General features: G+C 27.3%; 7 protein-coding genes and 1 CRISPR repeat array. All 7 genes read left to right on the forward strand.

The annotated features are described in order from the left end of the window. Window positions 1–8 precede the first annotated feature (8 nt). Genes cas8a1 through cas2 form a run of 7 tightly spaced genes read left to right on the forward strand, consistent with a single transcriptional unit; the run spans window position 9 to window position 7,349 of the window. Window positions 9–1,688 (forward strand): type I-B CRISPR-associated protein Cas8b1/Cst1, encoded by a 1,680-nt coding sequence (cas8a1, locus tag HNR33_RS06630; protein WP_429081475.1) that lies wholly within the window; start codon window positions 9–11, stop codon window positions 1,686–1,688. Next, window positions 1,678–2,562 (forward strand): type I-B CRISPR-associated protein Cas7/Cst2/DevR, encoded by an 885-nt coding sequence (gene cas7i, locus HNR33_RS06635; protein WP_429081478.1) that lies wholly within the window; start codon window positions 1,678–1,680, stop codon window positions 2,560–2,562. The genes cas8a1 and cas7i overlap by 11 nt, the downstream gene beginning before the upstream one ends. Continuing rightward, entirely contained in the window at window positions 2,549–3,328 is a 780-nt protein-coding gene (gene cas5b, locus HNR33_RS06640; RefSeq protein ID WP_429081481.1) for a type I-B CRISPR-associated protein Cas5b, read from the forward strand. The genes cas7i and cas5b overlap by 14 nt, the downstream gene beginning before the upstream one ends. Beyond that, window positions 3,321–5,558: a CRISPR-associated helicase Cas3' gene (cas3, locus tag HNR33_RS06645; protein WP_429081483.1), complete on the forward strand. Its 2,238-nt coding sequence runs from the start codon at window positions 3,321–3,323 to the stop codon at window positions 5,556–5,558. Before cas5b ends, cas3 begins: the two co-directional genes overlap by 8 nt. A gap of 14 nt (window positions 5,559–5,572) precedes the next feature. Next, on the forward strand, window positions 5,573–6,064 hold the full coding sequence (gene cas4, locus HNR33_RS06650) for a CRISPR-associated protein Cas4 (protein ID WP_429081486.1): 492 nt from the start codon (window positions 5,573–5,575) through the stop codon (window positions 6,062–6,064). Window positions 6,065–6,073: 9 nt separating this feature from the next. Continuing rightward, window positions 6,074–7,066 carry a type I-B CRISPR-associated endonuclease Cas1b gene (gene cas1b, locus HNR33_RS06655; protein WP_429081488.1) on the forward strand — a complete coding sequence of 331 codons (993 nt, stop codon included), beginning with the start codon at window positions 6,074–6,076 and terminating at the stop codon, window positions 7,064–7,066. A gap of 4 nt (window positions 7,067–7,070) precedes the next feature. Continuing rightward, on the forward strand, window positions 7,071–7,349 hold the full coding sequence (cas2, locus tag HNR33_RS06660; protein WP_429081489.1) for a CRISPR-associated endonuclease Cas2: 279 nt from the start codon (window positions 7,071–7,073) through the stop codon (window positions 7,347–7,349). A gap of 185 nt (window positions 7,350–7,534) precedes the next feature. Continuing rightward, a CRISPR array of direct repeats spans window positions 7,535–10,607; the repeat unit is 30 nt; unit sequence CTTTTAATAGAACTACAGTAGAATGTAAAG.

Here is a 10,607-nt window from a genome sequence, read left to right on the forward strand (position 1 = left end):
GAGGTGAAATGGTGGATAATCAAATAAAAATTGAAATGGGAGACTGGATGATTAATGCTGGAATAGTAGGGCTTTACAACATATTAGAAAATGCAGGAGATGATGTACAGTTCTATGAACAAGGAATACAAATTGAACATTCTATGTTAAATAATTTTGAAGAAAAATATTTCAATTATTTTATAGAAAAATATAAAGAAAGTACGGCATGGTTTAAAATAGTATCTTATAAAGAGATAATTAAAAATTATGAGAACAATGATTTTAAAAACTTTAATGATCAATCTTTAGAATCACTAAACAAATATATTGAAATGGTCAAGGATTATTTAAATAGAAACAATTATAAAAAGGTATATCCTTTTATAAAACATGATAAAAATATATTAGGTTTGCATAAAGAGTTATCAAAAATCAAATTAAGTAAAAAAGATAAAATAGAAGACAAGATAGATGATGTAAAAGATCGTTTCAAAATAATAAATGAAATTATTGATTATTGTGGTAGTGAAGATGGGAAAAAGTATATAGCAGCAAAAGGAGTAATATATAGTGTTATAAACAATGCTTGGAATGGGATTTGTTTTTTAAATCCACAAACTAAAGAGCATGATGTATATATAGATTATAGAAATTATTTTATAGAACCAGTTCTAAAATATATAGGGTCGGAAAAATCGAAGTTTAAATATAGTTGTTTTTCATGTGACAGAGCAATTAAAGATTTAAAAAATGATTTAAGTTTTTTAACTATGACAGGATTTGATGTAAGTAGAAAATCTTCACATGTTTGGAATTTTGATAATGATGTAGCAGTTTGTCCTATTTGCAAACTAATATATTCGTGTATACCTGCTGGAATTACTTATGTTTATGATAAAGGAATTTATATAAATGATAATTCCAATATAGAAAATGCTATTCACATTAATAATAAAATAAAAGCAGAAATTCTAAAAGAAAGTGAAATCAAAAATTCTAGAACATATAGAGCCCTAGTCAATGCTATATACGAACAATTTAATGACAAAGTAAAATATGAATTATCAGATATTCAGATTGTTAAATATGAAGATAATAAATACAAGTTTAATATATTATCTAAAAAATCTTTAAAAATTATATCAGAGTCACAGAAAAATCTAAATGGTTTAATTAAATGTGGATTTAAAGAAGTCAATACTTATTTTAATATTTATGAGCTTATTATTGACAGACTACTAAACAATCAAAATTTATTTACACTTATTCATAAATTGTTAATCTATAAATTATCTACTCCAAAAGATTCACATTTTAGTATTTCACAAGTACTGAAAATATTAAATATTAATCAAATATTCTTGGAGGGAATGGGTTATATGGAAAATCAAGAAAAGGATATCATAAAGATTGCTAATGCTTCAGGTTATTATTTAAGGAAAAAATATAAAGAGAAACGTGCTCAAGATAAATTAAGTGGTATAGCATATAGGTTACTTAATGCATTAAAAACAAATAATGAAGGTATGTTTATGGATACGATATTAAACTGTTATTTGTATGCAAATACTACTGTACCAAATGTATTTATAGATGCCCTTAGAAACAATGAAAATTTGAAAACCATTGGATATGCATTTGTATCTGGACTTATTGAAGGAAAAGAACAAAATGATAAAAATGGAGGAGATAATAATGAAAAATAATATATCAGAAAAAGGTTTAGCTATATCTATAATTTTTGAAGCAGAAAGTGCTAATTATGGGGAATCAGTTGGAAATGTTGCTTCATTAAAAAAAGTTGCTAGAGGTAAAGGTGAGCAATATACATATATTTCAAGACAAGCTATTAGATATAATATTGTTGAACAATTAAGAGAAGAGTTAGCTCCTGTAAAGGCAGAAGGAAGTGGAGATAAAAAGGTGATTCAATTTCATGCTGATGCAACCATAGATAAATATCCTGAGATAGATTTTTTTGGATATTTGAAGACAGAAAAAGGAACAGGAGGGAAAAAAAGATCTGCAAAAGTAAGGTTATCTAATGCTATATCTTTAGAAACTTTCAAGGGAGATTTAGATTTTTTAACTAACAAAGGATTGGCAGATAGATTAAATGAAAATATGAATATAGCTCAAGCTGAAATTCATAGATCATATTATAGATATACAATAGTGATTGATTTAGATCAGATAGGAATAGATGAGGAATATGATATAGAAATATCTAATGATGAAAAAGCAAGAAGAGTCAATAAGTTATTAGATACAGTTTCGTTATTATATAGAGATATTAGAGGTAGAAGAGAAGACCTAAAACCATTATTTGTAATTGGTGGAGTATATGATGTGAAAAATCCTGTATTTCAAAATGTTTTAGATGTAAAAGATAATAAAGTAGTTGTTGAACAAATAGAGAGTGGCTTATTTGATTATATAAAAAAAGATACAATTTGTGGACTTATTGAAGGAAAATTTGATAATGACAAAGAGATCAAAGAGAAATTAAATGCTACACTTATGCCTGAATTTTTTACAAATTTAAAAGAAAAGGTAAAAGGTTATTATGAAGGCAATTAGATTAAAATTAAAGCAGGATATGGTGAATTATAAAAAGCCTACAAGTTTTCAATTAAAAGAAACTTATCCGCTACCTCCATATTCTACAGTTATTGGAATGGTTCATAATCTTTGTGGTTATACAGAATATAAAGAAATGGAAATAAGTGTACAAGGAAAATATCATTCAAAAGTTAACGATCTTTATACTAGATATGAATTTAAAAATGCTATGAAATTTGAAGCAACAAGACATCAGCTAGAAGTAGGTAATTTTGGTGTAAGTAGAGGGGTTGCTACATCGGAATTACTAGTAGATGTAGAGCTTTTAATTCATATAATTCCTAAAGATCAAGAATTAGTTTATGAGATAGAAGAAGCTTTTTTATATCCTAGAGAGTATCCTTCTTTAGGAAGAAGAGAAGATTTAGTAGTTATAGAAGAAGTAAAGGTAGTAGAATTATTATTTAAAGAAGGATTTAAAAAATCAATAAGAGGAATAAGTGATTATAGTGCATATATTCCAATAAATTTGATTGATAATATCGGAATAAAAAGTAAGGTTCAAGGTATTACTGTGTCGGGAACTAAATACAAACTAAACAAAAATTATGAACTTATAAATTATGGTAATAAGAAATCTCCTAAGATTTTTAGAAAATGGAAAAAGGAAGAAGTAATATATGCAACCAATCTATTTGCATTAAGAAAAAAAGATATTATTTTAGATCAAGATTATAATATTGTATTTGCTATATTAGATACTGGAGAGGTTTATAATGAATAATTATTTAGCTAAATCACATCCCATAGAGACTATTCAACAACATACAGATAAATTATTAAAAAATTATGAAAAGCTAAAGTATATATATCCTAATCTAGATATAGATTGGGATATATTATACCGTGCATGTGTTTATCATGATCTTGGCAAGATGAATTTAAAGTTTCAAGATAAAATTGAAAAGAGGAAAATATGGAAAAATGAAATACCCCATGGAATTTTAAGTCTTGCGTTTATAGATTATGAAGAATTAGAAGAGTTAGGGTATACAGATGAAAAAATAAAAATTCTTTTTCATTCTATTGGATATCATCATGAGAGGGAACTAAATTATACTGATGAAGGATTAGAAGAGGAAATTGAATTATTAAAAAATGAGTTTGAAAACTTCAAATATGACAAACTGGATAGTCAAGTAATTTTAGATGAAATAGAAGAATCATTTTTTATTAAAAATGATAGAATATATCAACAAAACAATGAAAAAATATTTTTTGAATATATTTTAATTAAAGGTTTACTAAATAGACTTGATTATGCTGCTAGCGGATATATTGATGTTGAAAAAGAAAACAACTTTTTAATCAATTCACTTGAAAATTTATTACAAGAATGGAAAGAGTATGATCCAAAATCTAATTGGAATAAGTTACAAATGCACATGATAGAAAATAGAGATAATAATGTAATTGCTATAGCTGAGACTGGTATGGGAAAAACAGAAGCAGGGTTATTATGGATAGGAGATCATAAAGGCTTTTTCACTCTTCCTCTAAAAACTGCTATTAATGCTATGTATGATAGAGTGGCAAATAAAATTATAAAAAAGGATTTTGATAATAAAGTAGGGTTACTACACTCTGATACATATAGCGAATATTTTAACAGAAATTTAGAAGAAATAGAGATTGATGAATACTATAATAAAACAAAACAATTATCATTACCTCTTACAATTTGTACATTAGATCAAATATTTGACTTTGTATATAGATATAGAGGATTTGAACCTAAACTTGCAACTTTAGCATATTCAAAAATAGTAATTGATGAGGTACAAATGTATGCCCCTGATTTACTAGCATACTTAATAGTAGGGTTATCTTATGTTAATAAAGTAGGAGGTAAGTTTGCAATATTGACAGCTACACTTCCACCTATAGTAGAAGATTTATTAAAAAGAGAAGGAATAGATTTTGTTCCATCAAAAACATTTACAAAGGAAAATAGAATAAGACATAGCATGAGGGTTATAGAGAAAAAGTTAGATACAAAATATGTAGTGGATTTATATAATAAAAATAAAGTGTTAGTTATATGTAATACGGTAAAAGAAGCACAACGAATTTATCAAGAGCTAAAAGAAAATTACAGTATAGAAAATGTGAATTTATTTCATAGTAATTTTATTAAAAGGGATCGTAAAGAAAAAGAAAAACAAATACTTAAGATTGGAGATAAAGATTTAAAGGGAGATGGAATATGGGTAACTACTCAGGTGGTAGAGGCATCCTTAGATATTGATTTTGACATACTTATTACAGAGTTATCTGATTTAAATGGGTTATTTCAAAGAATGGGTAGATGTTATAGGAGTAGACCATTTAATCAAGAAGGCTACAATTGTTATGTATTTAATGGAGGAGAAAAAGATTGTAATGGTGTAGGATATTTTATAGACAAAGATATTTTTAAATTATCTAAAAAAGCATTAAAAAATATAGATGGGAAACTAGAAGAAAAACAGAAAATGGAATTAGTTAAAAGCTTATATACAATAGAACAACTAAAAGATACAAAGTATTATAAAGATATAGTAGATAACATAAAGTATGTAAAAAGTATAACGGATTATGAATTGTCCAAAAGTGAAACTAAAAAAAGATTTAGAAATATTAAATCCACAACAATTATACCCAAAAATATATATGATGAAAATATTGAAGAAATAAAAAGATATGTTCAGGTTTTATCTATACAATATGATCAGGTATTGACACAAGAAGAAAGAAAAGAGTTAAGAAACAAAAAAATTAGAGCTAGAAGTGATTTGATGAATTTTACAGCAAGTGTTCCTGATAGAGAAGTGAAAAATAATATAGTAGATCAAGTTGAAATAAGCAAATATGAGAGCATACCAATATTAAATTGTAATTACTCAAGTAAAATAGGAATTCAGTATATAAAACCAAATATTACGCCAAGAGATTTCTCAGATAAATTTATATAAGGTAGAGTGATAATATGAAAAAAATAACAGGTGTAATGGTTTACTACTACTTTGTTTGCAAAAGAAAGCTATGGCTTTTTAACAATGATCTTACTATGGAACAAAATAGTGACTTAGTAGGTATGGGGAAACTGCTGGATGAGACATCTTACAAAAGAGAAAAGAAAAATATATTGATAGATGAAAATATTAATATTGACTTTTTAAAAGACTGGAAAGTGATACATGAAGTAAAGAAATCACGAAAAATAGAAGAAGCTTCAAAATGGCAATTAAAATATTACATATGGTTGCTAAAAGAAAAAGGCGTAGATATTGAAAAGGGTATATTAGATTATCCACTTTTGAAGAAAAGAGAAGATGTGTTTCTAGGCATAGAAGATGAACAGCAGCTACAGATAATTCTAGGTGAAATAGAGGATATATTATTATTACAATTACCACCAAAGACTAATAAAAAAAACATATGTAAAAAATGTGCCTATTATGAACTTTGTTTTATATAGGAGGTCACCATGGGAGAAACTTTTTATATTTTTAAAGATGGAGATTTGAGAAGAAAAGATAACAATATAATTGCTAAAACCAAAGAAGGAGATAAGAAAAATTTAAAAGCTGAGGTTACAGATGAAATATATTTGTTTGGAGAGATAGGAATGAATACAAAGCTGCTTAACTTTCTATCTCAACAAAAAATAGTTATGCATATATTTAATTATTATGGATTTTACAGTGGGAGCTTTTATCCGAGAGAAACGAATATAAGTGGATATCTACTAGTTAAACAAGTAAAAAGCTATGATGATGTTAAAAAAAGAGTTAGTATTGCTAAAGAAATATTAAAGTCAGCTGCGTATAACATATATAGAAATTTAAGATATTATAACGGTAGGGGTGTTGAATTAGATACCTCTATGAAAGAAATACAGAGCTTGATAAACAGACTAGATTTTGGTGAAAGTATAAATGAACTAATGGGTATAGAAGGCAATATAAGGAAAATATATTATTCAACATGGAACAGTATTGTAAAACAAGATATAAACTTTGAAAAACGGGTTAAAAGACCACCAGATAATATGATTAATTCATTGCTTTCATTTGTAAATAGCCTTATATACACAACTGTACTGTCTGAAATATATAAAACTCAGCTAAATCCAACAGTAAGTTTTTTACACGAGCCTGGAACAAAAAGATTCTCATTATGCTTGGATATTGCAGAAATATTTAAGCCATTGATTGGAGAACGAATGATATTTTCATTATTAAATAAAAATCAGATTACAGAGGAAGATTTTGATAAAGAATCAAACTTTATATATTTAAAAGAGACTGGTAAAAAGAAGATACTAATGGAATATGATAGACGGCTTGAGCAAACTATAGCTCACAGAGACTTAGGACGAGATGTTTCTTATAGATATCTAATTAGATTAGAATGCTATAAGCTTATAAAAGATATTATAGGAGAAAAAGCTTATAGTGGATTTAAAATTTGGTGGTGATTAAATGTACGTTGTTTTAATGTATGATATAATGATGGATGAAGGTGGAGCCAAGGTACAGAGAAATACATTTAAAATATGCAAAAGATATTTAACACATATTCAAATGTCTGTGTTTGAAGGTAATTTGACAGAGCTTAATCTAATGAAGTTGAAAAAAGAGCTAAATCAATTTATAAGAAATAACAAAGATTCTCTTATTATATTTAAGAGTAGAGATGAAAAATGGTTGACTAAAGAGTTTTTAGGAATTATAGATGATAAAACATCTAATTTTTTTTAGAAATCAGTATGTCGACCTATAATAGTGTAAAAACCATTGGAGATAGACAATATTAGTATATATCATCAATATAAAGCTTTTATCTTAAATAATAATTAAAAGTATAGCTTGTAATGACAAATGAAATCTAGATAGACAGAAAGATCAAGTATAAGCTAGTTTTATCAATGGTTTAAATGGAACGCCTTTTAATAGAACTACAGTAGAATGTAAAGATCTGCGGGAACAGAAAGGTCCAAATAAAGAGTTTTCTTTTAATAGAACTACAGTAGAATGTAAAGACAGATAACTCTGATTCTCTTGCAAGTTTTCTTATTCTTTTAATAGAACTACAGTAGAATGTAAAGTCTTGTAAGTCAGAGATGAGTATAGGTTTTGTTTGTCTTTTAATAGAACTACAGTAGAATGTAAAGATTGTAGCATCACCTATCTTTAATACATCAGCTGCACTTTTAATAGAACTACAGTAGAATGTAAAGTATTCAGCCCCCCTTATCTGCATTCAAACAATTCACACTTTTAATAGAACTACAGTAGAATGTAAAGTCCAGTCAATTTCAACAAAATTTTTATATAGACGACTTTTAATAGAACTACAGTAGAATGTAAAGTGATGTTGCGTTCAAGTGACACTTTGTATATTTATACTTTTAATAGAACTACAGTAGAATGTAAAGACAATCATATATACTAATAGTATAGATACTTATGTCCCTTTTAATAGAACTACAGTAGAATGTAAAGAGCGACAGGCAGTAGAATAATAGAAATGTCTAAGGCTTTTAATAGAACTACAGTAGAATGTAAAGTCCAACTACTCCTACGGCGTGTTGAGTTGCAAAAACTTTTAATAGAACTACAGTAGAATGTAAAGTCCTAGCACCTTTCATCACCTACCTCTCATTTACAACCTTTTAATAGAACTACAGTAGAATGTAAAGTCTAATATCGGTTTCGAACCTTCGATTTCTTGGTCCTTTTAATAGAACTACAGTAGAATGTAAAGCATATTCCCGCCACAGTTAATTAGCCATTTCGATGGCCTTTTAATAGAACTACAGTAGAATGTAAAGAAAATAAAACTCTAATACTATTACACTACACACTACTTTTAATAGAACTACAGTAGAATGTAAAGTATCTCAAACAAATTGAAGACATCACAAAAGATGAGCTTTTAATAGAACTACAGTAGAATGTAAAGACTTTTCTTTAATACCTTTATTTTTTCAATAGCTTCTTTTAATAGAACTACAGTAGAATGTAAAGATAGGAACTGCAAAATTAGGCTTCGTTAGTGATATACTTTTAATAGAACTACAGTAGAATGTAAAGAATTTACTTGCTTGTAAGACAGATAGATTAGATATTTCTTTTAATAGAACTACAGTAGAATGTAAAGTACTGATGTTGTGCCTATTACTGATGATATAGACCTCTTTTAATAGAACTACAGTAGAATGTAAAGAAACTCTACAGAGCGCTCTAGAATTGTAAGAAATTCACTTTTAATAGAACTACAGTAGAATGTAAAGTCCAACGCAAAATATTTAAGAATAACAGTCTCTATCTTTTAATAGAACTACAGTAGAATGTAAAGTTACTAAACAGATGATACATGATGTTGCTAGTTCTTCTTTTAATAGAACTACAGTAGAATGTAAAGGCTTATACAATCTATGACGAAGATGTACCTCAAAACTTTTAATAGAACTACAGTAGAATGTAAAGGAAATTATGTTTTCAACAGAGCAAGAAAAAGACATATATCTTTTAATAGAACTACAGTAGAATGTAAAGATAGAAGCCAAAAAAGCTATACAAGGTGGAAGGCTACTTTTAATAGAACTACAGTAGAATGTAAAGCCTAGAAGACAATTTGCAAACATTTTGCTAACATACTTTTAATAGAACTACAGTAGAATGTAAAGGCTCTATTTATAAGCAGACAAGGAAATAGACTTTCTACTTTTAATAGAACTACAGTAGAATGTAAAGGTAATTACTCCAAGAGGTAAAGTTATCGAAGTGATTCTTTTAATAGAACTACAGTAGAATGTAAAGTCTGTAACATGTTTGCAAAATCTACTTTAATATATTCTTTTAATAGAACTACAGTAGAATGTAAAGTTTATTATATCAAGTGAATACAGAATTAATGATTTACTTTTAATAGAACTACAGTAGAATGTAAAGAGATTTGATGGATAAAGTTTATGTAGAAACAAAAAAACTTTTAATAGAACTACAGTAGAATGTAAAGAGGTGTGGGGCAGAAGTAAAAGAAAGAGTTGAATAGGCTTTTAATAGAACTACAGTAGAATGTAAAGTATGTAATGATATATGACAAGCAAAATGCAGATAGGCTTTTAATAGAACTACAGTAGAATGTAAAGTAATGTTTCAAAATTATCAAATATAAATTCTAATTCTCTTTTAATAGAACTACAGTAGAATGTAAAGAAGCAGGAATATGTAAACAGAGGTTATTTTGAAGTGCTTTTAATAGAACTACAGTAGAATGTAAAGATTGCTGAAGAAGTTAAGAGCGTATTATCTAATGCACTTTTAATAGAACTACAGTAGAATGTAAAGTTTTCTACGGAGAAGTAGACAGTAGAAAGGGGAATTGCTTTTAATAGAACTACAGTAGAATGTAAAGATCAATACTTTTTATTTTTCTAAGAAAGTGTTTCCACTTTTAATAGAACTACAGTAGAATGTAAAGGAGGACTTTAGGCAAGAGATGCTAGAAGCAAGAGAACTTTTAATAGAACTACAGTAGAATGTAAAGGAAGATTTACTAGACAACTTGGTTCTTACTGGCGAACTTTTAATAGAACTACAGTAGAATGTAAAGCATAATTTCATTTAACTTATCAATTAATTTTTTAACCCTTTTAATAGAACTACAGTAGAATGTAAAGGGAGGTTGAGTGATGAATGTTTTAAGGGATGGCATAGCTTTTAATAGAACTACAGTAGAATGTAAAGGCTCTTACAGCCTTAACATTTAGCTTTAAATCTTCACTTTTAATAGAACTACAGTAGAATGTAAAGGTATGATAGGTAATTTTGAATACAATGATATAGAAACTTTTAATAGAACTACAGTAGAATGTAAAGCTGAGTAAATAGTCAGAACTTCTTAACTTTCTTTTGCTTTTAATAGAACTACAGTAGAATGTAAAGCTGAGTAAATAGTCAGAACTTCTTAACTTTCTTTTGCTTTTAATAGAACTACAGTAGAATGTAAAG

The organism is Brassicibacter mesophilus (assembly GCF_050433385.1).
Lineage (GTDB): Bacteria > Bacillota > Clostridia > Tissierellales > Proteiniboraceae > Brassicibacter > Brassicibacter mesophilus.

What these genes read in the sequence shown, in the direction of transcription:
- cas7i (WP_429081478.1), top strand. Translation starts at nt 1,678, where the DNA reads ATGAAAAATAATATATCAGAAAAAGGTTTAGCTATATCTATAATTTTT.
- cas5b (WP_429081481.1), top strand. Translation starts at nt 2,549, where the DNA reads ATGAAGGCAATTAGATTAAAATTAAAGCAGGATATGGTGAATTATAAA.
- cas2 (WP_429081489.1), top strand. Translation starts at nt 7,071, where the DNA reads ATGTACGTTGTTTTAATGTATGATATAATGATGGATGAAGGTGGAGCC.
- cas3 (WP_429081483.1), top strand. Translation starts at nt 3,321, where the DNA reads ATGAATAATTATTTAGCTAAATCACATCCCATAGAGACTATTCAACAA.
- cas1b (WP_429081488.1), top strand. Translation starts at nt 6,074, where the DNA reads ATGGGAGAAACTTTTTATATTTTTAAAGATGGAGATTTGAGAAGAAAA.
- cas8a1 (WP_429081475.1), top strand. Translation starts at nt 9, where the DNA reads ATGGTGGATAATCAAATAAAAATTGAAATGGGAGACTGGATGATTAAT.
- cas4 (WP_429081486.1), top strand. Translation starts at nt 5,573, where the DNA reads ATGAAAAAAATAACAGGTGTAATGGTTTACTACTACTTTGTTTGCAAA.